Here is a 19,316-nt window from a genome sequence, read left to right as displayed (position 1 = left end):
TCCTGATCGAACGTTGTCTGGACCGCACCGACGCTAATCGGCGGCGTCGTCGGGGACGATCCCGTGGTCTGGACGAATCGGGTGCAGCAGGCTGTACTTTTCGGGCCGGGTCCTGTGCCCGGCGCGGAGGTTGTGGTCTGCTGGCACGCGTCGGACAGGGGAGGCGCGCATGGCGATCCGCAGGGCCGCGAACACCGTGCGGCCGGGCGCGCTGGCCGCCCGCGCCCGCACGAGCATGGACGCCTTCGAACACCTCGTCGGCGGGCTCGGCACGGCGGTGCTGGCGGCGGGGCTGGTGCTCGTGCTGGCCGTGACCACGGCGCTGTGCCTCGTCGGTGTCGGCCTGTACCTCGCCCCGGCGACGTTGCGGATGGTGCGGGTGATCGCCGACCGGGAGCGTGCCCGGCTTTCGCGCTGGGGCACGGAGATCGTCGATCCCGGGCCGGTGCCCGCCGCGCTGGTCGCCGCCGTGCGGGACCCCGCGGTACGGCGGGACCTGCGGTGGGTGCTCTGCCACGCGACGGTCGGGCTGGCGCTGGGGGTGCTGGGGGTGACCCTGTCGCTGTACGTGGTGACCGATCTGACCTTCGTGCTGTGGTGGCGCCTCGTACCACCGGAAAGGGCCACCGACACGGCATATCTCGTGGAGGTGCGGAGCACGTCGGACGCGTTGCTGGTGGCGCTGCTCGGCGTGGGGTGGCTCGGTGTCGCGTTGCTCGTGGTGCCGGTGATGGCGTGGCTGCAGGCGTGGCCGGGACGCCGCCTGCTCTCGCCGGGGCCCGGTGCCGATCTCGCGCTGCGGGTGGCGCGGCTGACCGCGACCAGGGCCGCCGCGCTGGACGCGCACGCAGCCGAACTGCGCCGGATCGAGCGTTCGCTCCACGACGGCACGCAGAACCGGCTGGTGGCGGTCAACGTCCTGCTCGGCGCGACCCGCCGCGCGCTGGCCAGGGATCCCGCCGAGGCGGACGCCATGCTCGACCGGGCGCAGGACACCGTCGAGCAGGCGCTCGACGAGCTGCGCGGCGTCGTCCGCGGCATCCTGCCGCCGGTACTGGCCGACCGCAGCCTTCCCGACGCGCTCGTCTCGCTGGCGACCGCGTGCCCGGTGGACTGCCGGGTCGAGGCCGAACTGCCCACGCGGTGCGCGGTCTCGGTCGAGGCGACCGCCTACTTCGTGGTGGCCGAGGCGCTGACCAACGTCACCAAGCACAGCGACGCCCTGTGCGCCGCTGTCCGGCTGCGCCGGGTGGGGGAGGCGCTGCGGCTCACCGTCACCGACAACGGCCGCGGCGGCGCGGACGAGCGCGGCGGGTCCGGGATCGCCGGGATCCGCCGCCGGGTCGAAGCCCACGACGGCACGTTCGCGCTGACCAGCCCGGTGGGCGGGCCCACGACCCTGACGGTGAGCCTGCCGTGCGGATAGTGATCGCCGAGGACGACCTGTTGCTGCGTGAGGGAATGACGCTGCTGCTGCGCGCGGAGTCCCTCGACGTCGTGGCCACCGCGGGCGACCCCGGTGGCTTCCTGGCCGCGATCGACGCGCACCGGCCCGAAGTGGCCATTGTGGACGTCCGGATGCCGCCGACGCACACCGACGAGGGCATCGCCGCCGCGGTCGAGGCGCGGCGGCGGCAGCCGGAGCTGGCGGTGCTCGTGCTTTCGGCCTACGTCGAACAGGCCTTCGCCACCGATCTGCTGGCGCAGGGAAGTTCCCGGCTCGGCTACCTGCTCAAGGAACGGGTCGGCCGGGTCGAGGAGTTCCTGGACGCGCTGCGACGGGTGGCGGGCGGGGGCACCGCGATCGACCCGGAGGTCGTCGCCCAGCTCATGACCAAGACCCGCCCCGACCCTCGCCTGACCCGGCTCAGCGCTCGGGAACGCGAGGTACTGGCGTTGATGGCGGAAGGCCTGGGCAACGGCGTGATCGCCGAGCGGCTGTTCGTCACCGACGGGGCGGTCCACAAGCACATCCGCAGCATCTTCGCCAAGCTCGACCTCGCCCCGGCCGACCGGGCCGACCGGCGGGTCACCGCCGTCCTGCGTTATCTGGAGGAGGCCCAGCGCCGGCACTGACCGGATCAGGGCAGACGCGCGCCTTTCGTCACACGGCGCGGATTTCGCACTTTCGGCGTGATCGAAACGAGTTTTCGGAAAGTGCGTGCCCGCGATGGTGCCGTAAAGACGAAACGGGTGACGTGGTGCCGCTCGCCGTGGTTTTGTCGCGGGGACCGGTCGCCGGCTTTCGTGTTCTGATCACGACATTCGTGGTCTAGGATCCGGGCCGGGTGGCTGAATTCCTTGATCCGGAACACGGGCGCGGCACGCCGGACGGCGTCCGCGATGGTCAGTGTCCGGCGCGCCGGCGCCGGGTGATCGGTTTTGGGGAGGAAGAATGGCGAACAGTCGATTCACGCGGATTCTCGTACCGGCGGTGGCCGCGGTGGCGGTGCTCGGCGCGTGCGAGGCTCGTGACCAGGGCGGCCCCGGTGGCACCACCAACTCGTCGGCGTCCGCGCCGCAGCAGGCGGCGAACGCGGCGGATCCCAAGGGCGACGGCAAGGCCCAGTGCTCCGGGGCGACGCTCGCCTACATCGGCACCATCAACGGTGACAACGCCGCGCTCGGCCTCAACATCGTCTACGGAGTCGATCTGGCGGTGAAGCAGCACAACCAGGCCAACCCCGGCTGCCAGGTCGCCCTCAAGCGGTTCGACACCGAAGGCAAGCCGGACAAGGCGCCCGGTGTGGTCACCCAGGCCGTCAGCGAGGCGGCGATCATCGGTGTGATCGGGCTTCCGTTCTCCGGCGAGTCGAAGGCGACCGGTGATCTGCTCTTCCGGGCCGGTCTCGTGCACATCACGCCCTCGGCGACCAACCCGGCACTGGCCGAGCACAGCTGGAAGACGTTCTTCCGCGGCATGGGCAACGACATCGTGCAGGGGCGCGCCGCGGCGAAGTTCATCACCGACAAGCTCAAGGCCAACAAGGTCTGCGTGATCGAGGACGACTCCGAGTACGGCATGGGCCTCGCGGCGCAGACGAAGCAGGCGCTCGGCGCCAAGGCTTCGTGCTCGGACAAGATCAAGACGAAGCAGACCGATTTCTCGGCCGTGGTCAACAAGGTCAACAGTGAGAAGCCGGACGCGGTCTTCTACGCCGGGTACTACAACGAGGGCGCGCCGTTCGCCCAGCAGCTGCACGACAAGGGTGTCACCGCGAAGTTCGTCGGCACGGACGGCGTCAAGGACCAGGAATTCGTCAAGAACGCGGGTAGTGCCGCGGGCAGCGCCTATTTCACCTGCCCGTGCGTGCCGGAGGACAACTTCAAGGACTTCACCGACAACTACAAAAAGGCCGAGGGGCACGACCCGGGGACGTACTCGGCCGAGGGATACGACGTCGCGACGATTCTGCTGAAAGGTATCGACAAGGGCGCCAAGGATCGCGCCGGTCTGCTCGACTTCGTCAAGAACTACGACGGCCAGGGCCTGACCAAGAAGTTCAAGTGGGACGAGAAGGGCGAGCTTTCCGACGTGCCTGTCTGGAGCTACCGGGTGCAGAACGGCAAGATCGTCAACAACGGCCAGATCTGATTTCCGGTGATCGCGGCGAAGCCTCCCCGGCTGCTAGCGTGATGTGCGTCATAGCGCGAACCTGTTGGGGAGGAAATGCCGATGACAGTGACGGGCGATCAGGCCACCAGTGGATTACCCGCGCCGAGTCCGGAGGAAGTCGGCGAGAACTACGACAAGTTCGGTGATCTGTACGGGCTCACCGTCGGCGATGTCGGCCTGCACGTGGGCATGTGGGCCCGGCCGGGGGAACGCGAGCCCTCCTCGACGCTCGGCGATCTCGCGAACCGGGCACAGGAGCGGCAGACCGCCTATCACGTCGAAACCCTCGGGCTGCGCGCGGACGAGCACCTGCTGGACATCGGGTGCGGCACCGGCCTGCCCGCGGTCCGGATGGCCCAGCACCGCGGTGGCCGGGTCACCGGGATCACCGTCAGCCGGGAGCAGGTCACCACGGCCACCGGGACGGCGCGGAAACACGGCGTTTCGGAGCGCGTTTCGTTCCGTCTCGGCAACGTGATGGCCCTCGACTTCGCGGACGGGACGTTCGACGCGGCCCTGGCGGTCGACGCGTACGCGCATCTGTCCGACCGGCCGGGGGCCTTCCGGGAGACCGCGCGGGTGCTGCGGCCCGGTGGTCACTTCCTGCTCAACGACTTCACCCTCCGCGGGACACCGCCGCCGGAGGGCCTGGACGCGTACCGCCGGACCTGGTGCTGCCCGCCCCCGGTCCGGCTGACCGAGACGCTGGGGATGGCCGAGGCCGCGGGCTTCGAACTGGTCAAGGCCGAGAGCATGACCCCGAGCTGTGAGTTCAGCGGCGAGCTGATGGCGCTGCTCTACGCCGAGAAACGCGACGAGATCGCCGAGCGGTACGGGACCGGGCTCACCGCCGAGATGGATCGGCTGCTGCCGCTGATGCGGTCGTTGTTCCGTGACCACATCGGCTATTACCTGTACCTGCTGCGCAAACCCGCGCGGAACTGACTCCGTGCCCGTCCGTGAATGCCACATTGAGGGACTCTGAGTCCCTCAATGTGGCATTCACGGACCACGACCGTCCGGTGCGGGTCAGGGGAGGAGCAGGAGCTTGCCAGTGGTGCGGCGGCCCTGGAGGTCCTCGTGCGCCTTCCGCGCGTCGGCCAGCGCGTACCGGCCGCCGATCCGGATGCTCAGCGCACCGTCGGTCACGGCCTCGAACAGCTCGGTGGCCCGCCAGTCCAGTTCCTCGCGCGTGCGGACGTAGTGCGCCGAGGTCGGCCGGGTGAGGTAGAGCGAGCCGCCGGAGTTGAGCCGCTGCGGGTCGATCGGCGGCACCGGGCCGCTCGCCGCGCCGAACAGCGCCAGCAGCCCGCGCACCTTCAGGCTCGCCAAGCTGCCGTCCACAGTGGACTTCCCGACGCCGTCGTACACCACCGAGACGCCCTCGCCGCCGGTCAGCTCCCTGGCACGCGCGGCGAAGTCCTCCCGGTCGTAACGGATGACGTCGTCGGCGCCCGCCTCGCGGGCGAGCTGTTCCTTCTCCTCGGTCGACACCGTGCCGATCACCCGGGCGCCGCGCGCCTTCGCCAGCTGGACCAGCAGCAGGCCGACCCCGCCCGCGGCGGCGTGGATCAGCACGTCGTCGCCGGGCTTGACCTCGTAGGTCGAGGCGACCAGGTAGTGCGCGGTGACGCCCTGCAGCATCGTCGCGGCCGCGACCTCGTCCGAAACGCCTTCGGGCACCTTCACCGCGACCTCGGCCGGGACCAGCTTGCGCGTGGCGTAGCTCCCGATCGACCCCTGCCAGGCGACGCGGTCGCCGGGGGTGAAGCCGGTCACGTCCGCGCCCACCGCGGCGACCGTGCCCGAGCCCTCCAGGCCCGGCACGAACGGCGTCGGGATCGGGTAGATGCCCTCCCGCTGGTAGGTGTCGATGTAGTTCACGCCGGCCGCGGCGACGTCGACCAGGAGCTCGCCCGGCCCCGGCCCGGCGATCTCGACCTCGGCGATCTCCAGCACGTCCGGGCCACCGGGCCGGACGACCTGTACTGCGGTGGGCATCGTTCCTCCTCGCATGGGGGTGGGTCCGCCAGTGGTAACTATGGCCGAGGCCACGGTTGTTCCGCGCCATGGCCGTCGGCCGGTTAAGCTCCCGGACGTGGCTGAGCAGACCGAGCACCCGAGCGTCCCGACCGCGCGCCAGCTCTCCGCCGCGCGCGACTTCGTCAAGCGGCACGGCAAGCCCTCGCGCGCGGTGGTGGAGAACATCGGCCGGGCCGGTGCCCGCGTCGTGCTGGTGGGCGCCGATGGCGCGCTCGGCGACGTCGTCGTCGCGGACACCGACGCCGGGGAAGCGCTCGTCGCGGGCGTCGAGGACCTCGAAGCGGCCACCTGGGACAGCGAGACGGTCAACGCCGCCAAGATCGGGCCGGACCACCGGCGCCGGATGGCCGGCCTGTGAGCTTCTCGGCGATCCTCGTCGGCTGCCCCCAGCTGCCCGAAGGCGACGGTGACGAGCACGCCGTGCCCGCCGCGCTGGCCGACCTCGGCTTCGGCGTGCGCTGGGCGTCGTGGGACGAGGAGTCCGTGGACTTCGCCGCCGCCGACGTGGTCGTCCTGCGGGCGAGCTGGGACTACGCCGAGCGCCGCGAGGAGTTCCTCGGCTGGTGCGAGTCCGTGCCCGCGCTGGCGAACGCGGCGCCGGTGGTGCGCTGGAACACCGACAAGGCCTACCTCGCCGAGCTGATCGGCACCGGGCTGCCGGTGGTGCCGACCGAACTGGTCAAGCCCGGCGACGAGGCGCGCTGGCCCGGCTCGGACTTCGTCGTCAAACCGTCGGTGGGCGCCGGTTCCCGTGGCGCGGCGCGGTTCGCCGCCGGGGCGGGCGAGGACGCGCGGGCGCACCTGGCCGCGCTGCACGACGACGGGCACACCGCGCTCGTCCAGCCCTACCAGTCCAGTGTGGACACGCACGGCGAGACGGCGCTGGTGTACTTCGGCGGGATCTACTCGCACGCCTTCACCAAGAGCGCGATGCTCGGCGCCGAACTGGACGCGTCCGGCCTCTACCTCACCGAGACCCTCGCGGCCACCGAACCGGCGGCCGAGCTGCGCGCGCTGGCCGAGGACACGCTCGACGCGGCGTCGGCGCTGCTCGGCATTCTGCGCGCCGAACTGCTCTACGCCAGGGTCGATCTCGTGCGCGGGGAGGACGGCGCGCCGCTGCTGCTGGAACTGGAGCTCGCCGAGCCGTCCCTCGGCTTCCGCCACGCCGACCCCGGCGCGCCGCTGCGGTTCGCCTCCGCCGTGCGCCAGCAGCTCGCCTAGGCCGGGATCCGTTTCGCGGCAAGGCGTTCCGCGCGCGGCCAGCGGACGTCGCTGGCGAGGCCGAAGCGTTCGAACAGCCAGATCACCCGCGCCGAGACGTCGAGCTGCCCGCGCAGCACCCCGTGCCGCGCGCAGGTCGGGTCGGCGTGGTGCGAGTTGTGCCACGACTCGCCCATGGACAGGATCGCCAGCGGCCAGAAGTTGGCGGCCTTGTCCCTGCTGGCGAACGGCCGGTCGCCGACCAGATGGCAGATCGAGTTCACCGACCACGTCACGTGGTGCAGGAACGCGATCCGGACCAGGCCCGCCCAGAAGAACGCCGTGACCGCGCCCCACCACGACCAGCTGACCAGCCCGCCGAGCACGGCGGGCAGCGCGAGGCTCAGCGTGATCCACAGCCAGAAGTACCGGTTGACGAACCGCAGGTCGCGATCGCCGACCAGATCGGGCGCGAACCGGTCGTAGTTGGTCACCTCGCGCTGGAACAGCCAGCCCATGTGCGCGTGCCAGAAACCGCGCAGCAGCGCCACGGGCGAGGTCCCGAACAGCCACGGCGAGTGCGGATCGCCCTCGCGGTCGGCGTAGGCGTGGTGACGGCGGTGGCTCGCGACCCAGAAGATCACCGACCCCTGCACCGCCATGCCGCCCGCCACGGCCAGCACGATCCGCAGGCGGCGCCCGGTCTTGAAGGCGCCGTGGGTGAAGTAGCGGTGGTACCCGACGGTCACCCCGAGCGTGCCCACGGTGTAGAACACCGCGGCCAGCGTGAGGTCCAGCCAGGACAGTCCCCAGCCCCACGCCAGCGGGAGCGCGGCGAGCAGCGCCGCGAACGGGATGAGCAGGAAGGTCTTGAGGACGATCATCTCGCCGGCGCCGCGGCGGCCGGAGATCAGTGGTTTCGGGGCGGTGCCGGACTTCTCGGCACCGGATTTCACGGTGCCGGATTTCTCGGTGCCGGACCGGACGGGGCTGGACTTCATGGGAGCGTCACCTCGGCGCTTCGCGGGAGTACCGAGGCGGAGCGTAGGCGCGCGGGCTGGCGGGGACGCCGACGCGACATTACGTCCGGATGGCCGCTGGAAGTCCGGTGCGGCTCAGCTCGTGGCGGCGAGTTCCCGCTCCGGCGCGGTGCGCGAGGTGACCGGGCCGCGGTCGCGGGCGCCGCACCACAGCGCGGCGGTCGCGATGATCACCAGCGCCGAACCGAGGACGTGGAAGGAGACCATCGCCTCGGGCACCCCGAGCGCGTACTGCAACGAGCCGAGCCCGCCCTGGGCGAGCGCGACGATCCAGACGATCGCGTAGCGGCGCCACAGGTCGCGGGGCGCGCCGGACCGCGTCAGCAGCAGGCCGAACATCGCCAGCACGATCAGGTAGACCACCAGCAGTCCACCGTGGACCTGGGCGAGCGTCGCGATCGGCGCGGCGAGCCGGTGGGTGTTGAGGTCACCGCCGTGCGGCCCGGCCCCGGTGACCGTGGTCCCGGCGATCAGTACCGCCCACATCGTCACGATGAGCCCCACGAGCATCTTCCGTCCGGCGGGCGGGACGAGCCAGCGCGGTTCGTCGTCGCCCTCACCGAAGGCGCGCAGCAGCAGCACCGCGCACCACACCAGCGGGGTGGAGACGAGGAAGTGGATCGCGACCGTCCACCATTCGAGCTTGGCCAGCACGGTCATCCCGCCGACGACGGCCTGCAGCACCACGCCCGCGGGCATCGTCCAGGCGAGCTTGACCAGGCGGCGGCGCTCCGGGTGGTCGAGCCGCACCCGCCACGCGGTGATGACGCACAGCGCGGCCACCGCGATCACGACGCCGGTGAGCATGCGGTTGGAGAACTCGATCCACTGGTTGAGCGCGTGCAGCTCCGGGTGCGCGACCGGGACGATGCTGCCCTCGACGCAGGTGGGCCAGGTCGGGCAGCCGAGGCCCGATCCGGTGACCCGCACGACCGACCCGGTCACCCCGATCCCCGCCTGGGCGATGACCGCCGCGACGGCGACCGCGCGCTGGACCGCGGCGGAGGGATAGGGCAGTCGGGCGATCAGCTTCTCCAGTGGCGGCACCGTTCGATGGTAGAACGGCGTATTCGCAGGCATACAGCGGGGCGGATCCCGGTTTCCGGGAGCTCGCGCTCCGGAAGGCGGCCGGAGCGGGGCGGTCCGCGACCTGGTCGCGCGTACGGTGTATGCCGATCACGGAGCGCGACCGGGTGACGCGCAGGCGACTCGCCGGACACCGGACGACCCGGGAACTGTGTCAAGTGGTGGTTAAAACGTCAGACCCCGTGTCGGCCGGTGTTACACCGGCGGTCGGCTCGCCGGCCCGCCGGGTGTTCGGGTGCGGTCTACGATAATCGGCCCTACTGGTGAGTTGACGACGAAAACCGCTGATTTTCCTGAATCTGACTAAGGAATTTGGCGCGTTGGGTCTTTTGGGGTAATCGGATGTTCGCCTCCGTGGCCTGGCCGCGATGTTGATCGGCGTCACCCTTTCGGGCGGAACTGCGGTTAGGATGGCGACTGCGGGTAGCTGGCCGTGGGGGCGCCACTGTGCGGGGGTGGTGGGGCAGAGATCTAGGGGGTGGAATGGTGATAACTTCATATGACGAAGCTTTGGTGTTTTTGCGTGAATTGACCGAAAAAACCGTAGGCGGATCCGGCGGTTCGGTATTGGTCGACGGGGGGCTGGCGAGCGGAAAGACGCAACTTCTGAACGAATTCCTGGAGGAAGCGGGAAAAGCCGACGTTCAGCTGCTGACCGCGAGCGGGGCGAAAATGGAGACCGGCCTGCAGATGGGGGTCGTCGACCAGCTCTTCCGGGGAATCGGACTGCCGGCGGGGCTCACCGAAGGTATTTCCCGGATGCTCACCGAGTGCTCGGCGGGCGCGGGGTGCGAGCGACGGGACGAGTGTGCGATCGAAACTCTCGGCGTCTCCACTGTGCGGGAGGTCTGCGCGGCGTTGCTGGAACTGGCGAGGACCTGCCCGGTCGTGATCGCCGTCGATGATCTCCACCACGCGGACCGCTGGTCGCTGAGGCAGTTCCTTTACGTGCAACGCCGGATAAGATCGGCACCGATTCTGATGGTGTTCACCGAATGGGATCGGCCGGATCCGGAGGTGGCCTGGTTCCGTTCGGAATTCACCCGTCATCCTCATCACCGGTTCCGGCTGCCGGCGTGGTCGGAGAAATCGATTGCCGAGCTGGTGGCGAAGACCGCGGATCCGGGCGCGGCTTCGTTCGCCGCGGAGTTCCGCCGGTTGAGCGGGGGCAATCCGATGCTCGTCAACGCGCTGGTGGAGGATTCCTGGGGTGGGGAGGCCGGGGGCCCGCCGGTCGCCGGGCCTGCCTTCGGCCAGGCCGTGCTGGCCTGTCTGCACCGGTGGGAGCCCGAGCTGCTGACCGTCGCGCAGGCGGTGGCGATCCTTCGCGACGACGCCACGCTCGATCTCGTCGGGCGGCTGGCCGGAATCCAGGCCGAGGGGGCGAGGCAGGTCATCGACGTCCTCACCGCCGCCGGACTGCTCACCGCCGCCTGCCGGTTCCGGCACGAGGTCGCGGAGGTGGCGGTGCTCGACAGCCTCTCGGGGCCCGAACGCGCGCGCCTGCGGGTCCGGGCCGGTGAACTGCTCTTCTGGCAGGGATTCTCCGCCGAACGCGTCGCCCGGTACCTGCTCGCCGCGGACCAGGTTCCGGCGAGCTGGGGTGTCGGTGTCCTCTGCGACGCGGCGGCGGTCGCCCTGGCCGGCGACGACATCTCTCTCGGCCGCCGGTACCTCGAACTCGCCCTGACCGCCGCCGTGGACGACGACGAGCAGATCAAGATCACGAAGGTGCTGGCGCAGGCCACCTGGCGGGTCAACCCCTCGGCGGCGGCGCCCTATGTCGCGCGCCTGCGGGACGCGGTGCTCGCGGGCACGCTGGCCGGTGACGACGTTGTCACCGTGGTCCGGCACTCCCTGTGGCAGGGGGACGGCGAGACGACCGTGAAGGCGCTGGATCTGCTCAACGGATCGGCGGACTCCTCGAGTGCCCAGGTGGAGGCCGAGCTGCGACTGGCCTACGAGTGGTCCTACGGCTCTTCGCACGGGCGTTTCAGTGACGTCACCTCGGAGTCGGGGCGTGATCCGTGGGCCTCGGCGGCGAACGTCCTCGCCAGGCTGTGGACCGACGGGGGGAGCGAGCCCGCGACGGCGAGCGCGGAGCACGTCCTGCAGAGCTGCCGGCTGGGCGACACGACGCTGGAGGCGGTCGGCATCGCGATCCTGGCGCTGGTCTACGGCGGCAAGGGCGACCGGGCCGCGTGGTGGTGCGAGAGGCTGATCGAGGAGGCGGACCGGCGGCGCGCGGTGACCTGGCAGGCGATGCTCGGCACGATCCGCGCGGGCCTGTCGCTGCGGCGCGGCGAGGCGGACACGGCCGCCCGGCAGGTCAAGGCGGCGTTCGAGCTGCTGCCCGCGCGGAGCTGGGGAGTGCTCATCGGGTATCCCCTGACGACGTCGCTGCTGGCGAACACCGAGCTCGGCCGGTTCGACGTGGCCGCCGAGCTCGTCCGGCAGCCGGTCCCGGAAGCCATGTTCGCCACCCTCGGCGGGCTGCGCTACCTGCACGCGCGCGGCCGCTACCATCTCCGCACCGAGCGCGTTCTCGCGGCGATCAGCGACTTCCAGCGGTGCGGTCTCCTGATGCGGGAGCGGGAACTGGACATGCCGATGCTGGTGGCCTGGCGGACCGACCTCGCCGAGGCCAACCTCCTGCTGGGGCGGACGACGGTGGCGCGTGATCTGGCCAGGCAGCAGCTCGACCACCCGAGGGCCCTGGACTCGCGGACCCAGGGCATCACCCTGCGCGTGCTCGCCGCGGCCAGTCCGGTGCCGGACCGGCCGGTCATGCTCAAGCAGGCGATCGAATGCCTGCAGGCCGCCGGTGACCGGCTCGAGCTGGCCAAGACCCTCACCGCGTTGAGCGCGACCTGTCAGGAGCTGGGCGAGTTCGACCGGGCGCGGCTGCTCGCCCGGCGAGCCGCGCAGGAACTCAAGTTCTGCCACGCCGGGGCCCCCGCCCCGGACGACGTCGCCCCCGAAACCGGCGAGCCGGACGGGAGTACGGCCGAGGATCTCGAGCCGCCACTGCTCAGCGGCGCCGAACGGCGGGTCGCCGAACTCGCCGCGCTGGGCCACACGAACCGGGAAATCGGGCGTCAGCTGTTCGTCACGGTCAGCACAGTCGAGCAGCACCTCACGCGGATATACCGCAAGCTGGGGGTCACCAGCAGGAGCGATCTTCCCGGAAGGCTCGACGACTGAACGTGGCCTTGTCGCGACACCGGCCACCCTGTCGCCGATAGCGCTTTCCGGCACCGGGTACGGGTGCGGCTAGGGGCGCGTAGGGGTGTCGGCAGGCGAACGGTTTTCCTACTGTCGGGGTTCGCCGATGTAATCGGGAACATCTGGACGTCCTCGGCGTCGGCCGGCTCCCGCCGGGTTCGGACGGGCAGGGCCGCCGAAACCAGGCGACGCTCGCCGGGGGCGCCGAAACTCGTCCGCCCCAGGAGGCAAAGCGGTATGTGTGGAATCGTCGGTTGGGTGTCGTTCGAGCGTGACCTCACACGCGAACGGCAGGTTCTCGAAGCCATGACCGCGACCATGGCGTGCCGCGGCCCCGACGCTTCCGGTCTCTGGATGCGACGGCGGGCCGGGCTCGGTCACCGGCGGCTGGCGGTGATCGACCCGCCCGGCGGCGCGCAGCCGATGACGGCCGAGGCCGGGGACGACGTGGTCGCGCTGACCTACAGCGGCGAGGTGTACAACTACGCCGAACTCGGCGACGAGCTGCGTCGCCGCGGGCACCGGTTCGACACCCGCAGCGACACGGAGGTCGTCCTGCACGCCTACCTCGAGTGGGGCGAGGCGATGGCGGAACGGCTCAACGGTATGTACGCGTTCGCCATCTGGGACGGGCGGAGCGAAAAGCTCGTGCTCGTCCGCGACAGGCTCGGCGTGAAGCCGCTTTACCACCACCGGACCGCCGACGGGATGCTGTTCGCCTCGGAGCCGAAGGCGATCCTGGCGCACCCGTCGGCCGAGCCGATGCTGACCACGGACGGGGTACGGGAGCTGTTCACCAGCTCGCGCACGCCCGGGCACGCGATCTGGGCCGGCATGCGGGAGGTCCGGCCGGGCACGGTGGTGACGGTCGACGCCACCGGGCTTCGGGAACACGTCTACTGGCGGCTGGAAGCGGCCGCGCACGCCGACGACCTCGACACGACGGTCGCGACCGTGCGGGAGCTGCTGGACGATTCGGTGGCCCGGCAGCTCGTGTCCGACGTTCCGTTGTGCGCCCTGCTTTCCGGCGGTCTGGACTCGAGCGCGGTCACGGCGCTGGCCGCGCGGCATCCCGGTCCGGCCGGCGCGCCGATCCGGAGCTTCATGGTGGATTTCGTGGGCCAGTCCGCGAACTTCGTGCCCGACGACCTGCGCGACACCCCGGATGGGCCGTTCGTGCGCGACGTCGTGGCGAACTCCGGCACGGACCACCGCGACATCGTCCTCAGTGGACAGGCGCTGGCCGATCCCGCCGTCCGGCGGGCCACGATCGAGGCGAAGGACGTGCCGATCGGTGTCGGCGAGCTCGACAACTCGCTTTACCTGCTCTTCAAAGCCATCCGAGAACACTCCACGGTGGCACTGTCCGGTGAGGCCGCCGACGAAACCTTCGGTGGCTACCGCTGGTTCCACGATCCGAACGTGGTGAACGCCGAAACCTTCCCGTGGGTCGCGGCGTTCATGGGTGATCCGGCGAAGAAGAAGGATGTCGAAGGCACCGCGTCGGCGTTCTTCGCCCCCGAGTTCGCCCGCGTCCTGGACGGCGGGACCTACATCCGGGACCACTACGCGTCCGCGTTGCGCGAGGTGCCGCGGCTCGACGGGGAGGATCCGAAGGAGCGGCGGATGCGGGAACTGTGCTATCTGCACCTGACCCGCTACCTTCGGCTGCTGCTCGATCGCAAGGACCGGCTCAGCATGGCCGTGGGCCTGGAGGTCCGGGTGCCCTACTGCGACCACCGGCTGGTGCAGTACGTGTTCAACGCGCCGTGGTCGATGAAAGCCTTCGACGGCAGGGAAAAGAGCCTGCTGCGCGCGGCGACGGCGGACGCGCTGCCGCGGTCGGTGCTTGAGCGCGTCAAGAGCCCCTATCCCTCCACACAGGACCCGAAGTACGTCCACGCGTTGCGGGAACAGGCCCGGGACCTGCTCGCCGAACCGGGAAGCCGGGTCTTCGACGTGTTCGACCGGGAAAGGATCGCCGCCGCGGTGGGCATGGAGTCGCCGCTGCCGATGCCGGTGCGGTTCGCGCTGGAGTGGATGCTCGACGTCGCCACCTGGTTCGAGGTGCGCAGCCCGGTACTGAAGCTGCTTTAGGGGCAGGTGCGGGACACGCAGGGGTTGGCAGCGCGCCACGGTGCTCACTAGCGTCGGACACGTTCCCGGTCTTCCTTGTGCAGAGGGAAAAACACTCGGTATCGGGGCGCGGGCGCCCGCCGTTCCGAGCGGCTCGGGGTGTCCACGGATGGTTTCGAGATTGGCTGGGGACGCAGATGGGCAATGACGAGCGACTTCGTGAGTATCTCAAGCGCGCCACCGCCGATCTTCAGCAGACGAAACGGCGGCTGCGCGAGGCCGAGGCCGAACGGCACGAGCCGATCGCGATCGTCGGGATGGCCTGTCGCTTCCCCGGCGGTGTCACCACCCCCGAAGAACTGTGGGACCTCGTCGTCTCCGGCACGGACGGGATCTCGGCGTTCCCGCGCAACCGCGGCTGGGACGTCGAGGGGATCCACGACCCGGAACCCGCGACGCCGGGCCGGACCTACGTCCGCGAAGGCGGGTTCCTGCACGACGCCGGTGAGTTCGACGCGGAGTTCTTCAAGATCAGCCCCCGGGAGGCGCGGGAAACCGATCCACAGCAACGCGTGCTGCTGGAAATCGCCTGGGAGGCCTTCGAACGCGCGGGCCTCGACCCGGTGTCCCTCAAGGGAAGCGCGACCGGGGTGTTCGCCGGGGTCGTCTACCACGACTACCCCGGCGACTCGGCGACCGGGGCGCTGGCCAGCGTGGCCTCGGGCCGCGTCGCGTACGCCTTCGGCCTCGAGGGGCCCGCCGTCACGATCGACACGGCCTGCTCGTCGTCGCTCGTGGCTCTGCACACCGCGATGCGCGCCCTGCGTGCCGGGGACTGCTCGCTCGCGCTGGCGGGCGGTGTCACCGTGATGGCCACCCCGGACTCGTTCGTCGGGTTCAGCCAGGATCGGGGCCTGGCCCCGGACGGCAGGTCGAAGTCGTTCGCCGCGGCCGCCGACGGCACCAGCTGGGGCGAGGGCGCCGGGCTGCTCGTCGTGGAGCGGCTCGCCGACGCCCGGCGGCTCGGGCATCCGGTGCTCGCGGTGATCCGGGGCAGCGCGGTCAACTCCGACGGCGCGTCGAACGGGTTGACCGCGCCGAACGGTCCCTCCCAGCAGCGGGTGATCCGGCAGGCGCTCGCGGACGCCCAGCTGACGCCGGACCAGGTCGACGCCGTCGAGGCCCACGGCACCGGCACCACCCTCGGCGATCCCATCGAGGCGCAGGCGCTGCTCGCCACCTACGGCGCCGGCCGACCGGCCGACCGCCCGCTGCTGCTGGGCTCGATCAAGGCGAACATCGGCCACGCGCAGGGAGCCTCCGGCGTGGCCGGGGTGATCAAGATGGTGCAGGCGCTGCGCGCCGGTGTGCTGCCGCCCCTGCTGCACCTGGACCGGCCGACCCCGAAGGTGGACTGGGCCTCGGGCGCGGTGCGGCTGCTCACCGGGACCGAGGACTGGCCGGCGGTCGATCGCCCGCGCCGTGCCGCGGTGTCCTCGTTCGGGATCAGCGGCACGAACGCGCACCTGATCCTCGAAGAGGCCCCGGCCGGATCCGGTGGCGAGGAACGGGACGGGGACGAGGTGGCCGCGCTGCCCTGGGTACTTTCCGGCCGGACCGAAGAAGCGCTGCGTGCGCAGGCCGGGCGACTTCTGTCGCATGTGGACACCCAGGAAGACCTGGCGGCGCTGGACATCGGGTATTCGCTGGTGACCCGGCGCTCGGACTTCGAGCACCGGGCGGTGGTCGTCGGCCGGGACCTCGAGACGCTGCTCGCCGGGCTGCGGAAGCTGGCCGCCGGGGAAACCGCCGCTTCGGTGGTCGTCGGGCAGGCCGGTCCGGTGGGCAGGACGGTCTTCGTCTTCCCCGGCCAGGGTTCGCAGTGGCCGGGGATGGCGCGGTCGCTGCTCGCCACCTCACCGGTGTTCGCCGACCGGATCGCCGCGTGCGAGGAGGCCCTTTCCCCTTACGTCGGCTGGTCGCTCACCGCGGTGCTCCGCGGCGAGGCCGGGGGACCGGACCCGGCGCGGGTGGACGTCGTCCAGCCGGCGCTGTGGGCGGTGATGGTGGCACTGGCGGCGCTGTGGCGGTCCTGCGGGATCCGGCCCGACGCGGTGCTCGGTCACTCGCAGGGCGAGATCGCCGCGGCGACGGTCGCGGGTGTCCTGTCGCTCGCCGACGCCGCCAGGGTGGTCGCGTTGCGCAGCATCGCGATCGGCGACGTGCTCGCCGGGCGCGGCGGCCTGGTGTCGGTCGCGCTGCCCGCTGCGGAGGCCAGGGCCCGGCTGGAGCGCTGGGCCGGGCGGCTTTCGATCGCGGCGGACAACGGGATCGGTTCGGTGGTGGTGGCCGGCGGGGGCGACGCCCTCGACGAGCTGGTCGCGGAGCTGGCCGAGGCCGGCGTCCGGGCCAAGCGGATCCCGGTGGACTACGCCTCGCATTCCACGCAGGTCGAGGACATCCGGGAACGGCTGCTGCGCGAACTGGCACCCGTGTCCCCCGGGAACGGCGAGATCCCGATGCTCTCCACGGTGACCGGGGAGTGGCTCGGCGCGGACGAAGCGGACGCCGCGTACTGGTACGCCAACCTGCGCGAGACGGTGGAGTTCACCGCCGCGGTGCGGACACTGACCGAGCTGGGGCACACCACTTTCGTCGAGGTCGGCCCCCATCCGGTGCTGACCATGAGCACGCAGGAGACACTCGACACGCTGGACCACGCGGGCGTGGTGACCGGTACGCTCCGCCGCGACGACGGCGGGCTGGACCGGTTCTACTCCGCGCTCGGCGAACTCCACGTGCGTGGGGTGTCGCCGGACTGGACGGTGACGCTGCCCGGTGGCCGCCCGGTGGATCTGCCCACCTACGCCTTCCAGCGGCGCCACTACTGGCACCGGTCACCGGCCGGGCAGGGGCGGGCGGTCACCGATCCCGGGGACGCGGCCTTCTGGGACGCCGTCGAACGCGGTGAGCTGGCGGCGTGGGCGGAGCGTCTCCAGGTCGACGCCGCGGCTCTGGGGGCCGTCGCTCCCGGGCTGTCGGCCTGGCGCGCCGAGCGCCGCGCGGCCGCCATGACCGACGGCTGGCGCTACCGGCTGACCTGGGAGCCGGTGGCCGGTCCACGACCGGACCGGCTCGACGGCCGCTGGCTCGTCGTGCTTCCCGCCGGGGCCGGGGAACTCGCGGAGGCGGTCGCCGGGGCGCTGACCGGGCTCGGCGCCGGGGTGACGCGGGCGGTCGCACCGTCCGAAGTGGACAGGGTGACGCTGCGGGAGTGGCTGCGCACGAGGTTCGGCGGCACCGAACCCGACGGTGTGGTGTCGCTGCTCGGCCTGGACGGGCGGGCGCATCCCGCTCACCCGGCGCTGTCCCTCGGGAGCGTGGCCACGATCGGCCTGCTGCAGGCGCTGGACGACCTCGGCGTCGCCGCCCGCCGGTGGTGCGTGACCGCGGGCGCCTTCGCGGTCGCCGGGGCGGGCGATCCGGTGGACCCCGGTCAGACCGCGCTGTGGGGCCTCGGCGCGGTCCTCGCCGTCGAACGGGCGGAGGTCTGGGGCGGGCTGCTGGACCTCGGTGGTCCCGCCGCCGCGCCGGCGGCGCTGGCGGCGGCCCTGTCCGGGACCGCCGGTGACCAGGTGGCGGTCCGCGGTGACCGGCTGTTCGCCCGGCGCCTGGTCCGCGCGCCCCTCGGCGACGTCGCCGCGAAACGCCCTTGGCGTCCGCGCGGCACGATCCTGATCACCGGGGGTACCGGCGGTCTCGGTGCCGGGCTGGCGCGCTGGCTGGCCCGGAACGGCGCGGAGCACCTGGTGCTGGCCGGTCGGCGCGGTCGCGCGGCGACCGGCGCCGTCGAACTCGAAGCGGAGCTGATCGACTCGGGCGCCCAGGTCACGATCGCCGCCTGCGACGTCACCGACCGGGCCGCGCTGGCGGACCTGATCGCGGCGATCCCCGCGGACAGGCCACTCACGGCCGTGGCGCACGCCGCCGGGGTGGCGAGCTTCGGCGCGCCGCTGGCGGACGCGTCACCCGGCGAGTTCGCGGCCGTGGGCGACGCCAAGATCGCGGGCGCGGGCAACCTGGACGAGGTGCTCGGTGACCGGCCGCTCGACGCGTTCGTGCTGTTCTCTTCCGGCACCGCGGTCTGGGGGAGTGTCGGGCAGGCCGCCTACGGCTTCGCGAACGCCTACCTCGACGGGTTCGCCCACTGGCGAAGGGCGAGGGGACGGCCCGCGACCTCCATCGCGTGGGGAGCCTGGGACGGCGGGATGTCGAGCGGGGAGGCCGGTGCGGAGCTCAAGCGGCTCGGCCTGGAGCCGATGGCGGCGGAAGCGGCCATCCGGGTGCTCCGGCAGGCGGTCGAACAGGACGAGACCACCCTCGTGGCCGCCGCCTTCGACTGGCGGCGGTTCGCGCCGGCGTACACACTCGCGCGCGCCCGCCCGCTGCTCGACGCGCTGCCCGAGGTCCGCGAGATCCTGGCCGAGGACGCCGCGGCCGGGACGGGCGATCCGGCGGGGATGGCGGCCCGCCTGGCGGCGATGACGGCCGCCGAGCGCGGGCGCGCGCTGCTCGACCTGGTGCGTGAGCAGGTCGCGGCGATCCTCGGCTACGAAGAGCCGACGGAGCTCGAACTCGGCAGGGCGTTCAAGGATCTCGGCTTCGACTCCGTCACCGCGGTCGACCTGCGCAACCGGCTGAGCGCCGCGGTGGGCAGGAAACTGCCCGCCACGCTGGCGTTCGACCACGCCAGCCCGTCGGCACTGGTCGAGTACCTGCGGGGCGAGCTGGGCGGGGGCGAAACCACCGACGTGCACACCGTGCTCGACCGGTTCGAGGAAACGGTACCGGGACTCACCCCGGACGACGCCGAGCAGGTGACCCGCCGGCTGCGGGCGGTGCTGGCGAAGCTCACCGCGTCCCGTGACGACGGCGAGGACCTGGGGGGACGGCTCGAGACGGCCACGGCCGACGACGTCTTCGCCCTCATCGACAACGAACTCGGCCTTGCCTGAGCGACCGGAAAA

The 19,316-nt window shown here is 71.6% G+C and carries 11 protein-coding genes and 1 pseudogene; 9 read left to right on the top strand and 3 right to left on the bottom strand.

Translation table 11 applies throughout. The features are described from left to right. Nucleotides 1–169: 169 nt before the first annotated feature. The 4 genes from ABD987_RS03820 to ABD987_RS03805 all read left to right on the top strand — a co-directional run bounded on the left by ABD987_RS03820 (nt 170) and on the right by ABD987_RS03805 (nt 4,561). A complete protein-coding gene (locus ABD987_RS03820) occupies nt 170–1,426 on the top strand; it encodes a sensor histidine kinase (protein ID WP_345386950.1) in 1,257 nt (418 codons plus the stop codon). Continuing rightward, nucleotides 1,417–2,076: a response regulator transcription factor gene (locus ABD987_RS03815; protein WP_345386948.1), complete on the top strand. Its 660-nt coding sequence runs from the start codon at nt 1,417–1,419 to the stop codon at nt 2,074–2,076. The genes ABD987_RS03820 and ABD987_RS03815 overlap by 10 nt, the downstream gene beginning before the upstream one ends. Before the next feature lie 319 nt (nt 2,077–2,395). Continuing rightward, the gene (locus ABD987_RS03810) at nt 2,396–3,595 is read left to right on the top strand and encodes a branched-chain amino acid ABC transporter substrate-binding protein (protein ID WP_345386946.1); all 1,200 of its coding nucleotides are present in this window, start codon (nt 2,396–2,398) and stop codon (nt 3,593–3,595) included. A gap of 81 nt (nt 3,596–3,676) precedes the next feature. Beyond that, the gene (locus ABD987_RS03805; protein ID WP_345386944.1) at nt 3,677–4,561 is read left to right on the top strand and encodes an SAM-dependent methyltransferase; all 885 of its coding nucleotides are present in this window, start codon (nt 3,677–3,679) and stop codon (nt 4,559–4,561) included. An 84-nt stretch (nt 4,562–4,645) separates the two neighbouring features. Here the strand turns inward: ABD987_RS03805 and ABD987_RS03800 are convergent, their stop codons facing one another. After that, on the bottom strand, nt 4,646–5,617 hold the full coding sequence (locus ABD987_RS03800; protein ID WP_345386942.1) for a quinone oxidoreductase family protein: 972 nt from the start codon (nt 5,615–5,617) through the stop codon (nt 4,646–4,648). Between the two features lie 97 nt (nt 5,618–5,714). Between ABD987_RS03800 and ABD987_RS03795 the strand changes: the two genes are divergently transcribed. Together ABD987_RS03795 and ABD987_RS03790 are read left to right on the top strand one after the other, a co-directional pair. Further along, nucleotides 5,715–6,017: a hypothetical protein gene (locus tag ABD987_RS03795; protein ID WP_345386940.1), complete on the top strand. Its 303-nt coding sequence runs from the start codon at nt 5,715–5,717 to the stop codon at nt 6,015–6,017. Beyond that, nucleotides 6,014–6,883, top strand: a complete 870-nt coding sequence (locus tag ABD987_RS03790) for an ATP-grasp domain-containing protein (RefSeq protein WP_345386938.1) — start codon at nt 6,014–6,016, stop codon at nt 6,881–6,883. The genes ABD987_RS03795 and ABD987_RS03790 overlap by 4 nt, the downstream gene beginning before the upstream one ends. Here ABD987_RS03790 and ABD987_RS03785 read toward each other — a convergent pair. Both ABD987_RS03785 and ABD987_RS03780 read right to left on the bottom strand, forming a co-directional pair. Next, on the bottom strand, nt 6,880–7,746 hold the full coding sequence (locus ABD987_RS03785) for an acyl-CoA desaturase (RefSeq protein ID WP_345388219.1): 867 nt from the start codon (nt 7,744–7,746) through the stop codon (nt 6,880–6,882). The genes ABD987_RS03790 and ABD987_RS03785 overlap by 4 nt on opposite strands. A gap of 231 nt (nt 7,747–7,977) precedes the next feature. Then, nucleotides 7,978–8,949, bottom strand: coding sequence for a COX15/CtaA family protein (locus ABD987_RS03780; RefSeq protein WP_345386936.1), 972 nt, complete (start codon nt 8,947–8,949; stop codon nt 7,978–7,980). Between the two features lie 522 nt (nt 8,950–9,471). On the opposite strand from ABD987_RS03780, the gene ABD987_RS03775 reads away from it, so the two are divergent. The 3 genes and pseudogenes from ABD987_RS03775 to ABD987_RS03765 all read left to right on the top strand — a co-directional run. Then, entirely contained in the window at nt 9,472–12,192 is a 2,721-nt protein-coding gene (locus ABD987_RS03775) for a LuxR C-terminal-related transcriptional regulator (RefSeq protein WP_345386934.1), read from the top strand. A gap of 258 nt (nt 12,193–12,450) precedes the next feature. Beyond that, nucleotides 12,451–14,310, top strand: a complete 1,860-nt coding sequence (gene asnB, locus ABD987_RS03770; RefSeq protein WP_345386932.1) for an asparagine synthase (glutamine-hydrolyzing) — start codon at nt 12,451–12,453, stop codon at nt 14,308–14,310. 176 nt (nt 14,311–14,486) lie between these two features. Then, a pseudogene (locus ABD987_RS03765) lies at nt 14,487–19,304 on the top strand (type I polyketide synthase); the annotation flags it as partial. Nucleotides 19,305–19,316: the final 12 nt, after the last annotated feature.

The sequence above is a fragment of the Amycolatopsis samaneae genome, from assembly GCF_039541975.1.
GTDB classification, from domain to species: domain Bacteria; phylum Actinomycetota; class Actinomycetes; order Mycobacteriales; family Pseudonocardiaceae; genus Amycolatopsis; species Amycolatopsis samaneae.
This window is presented reverse-complemented; position numbering and strand designations above follow the sequence as displayed.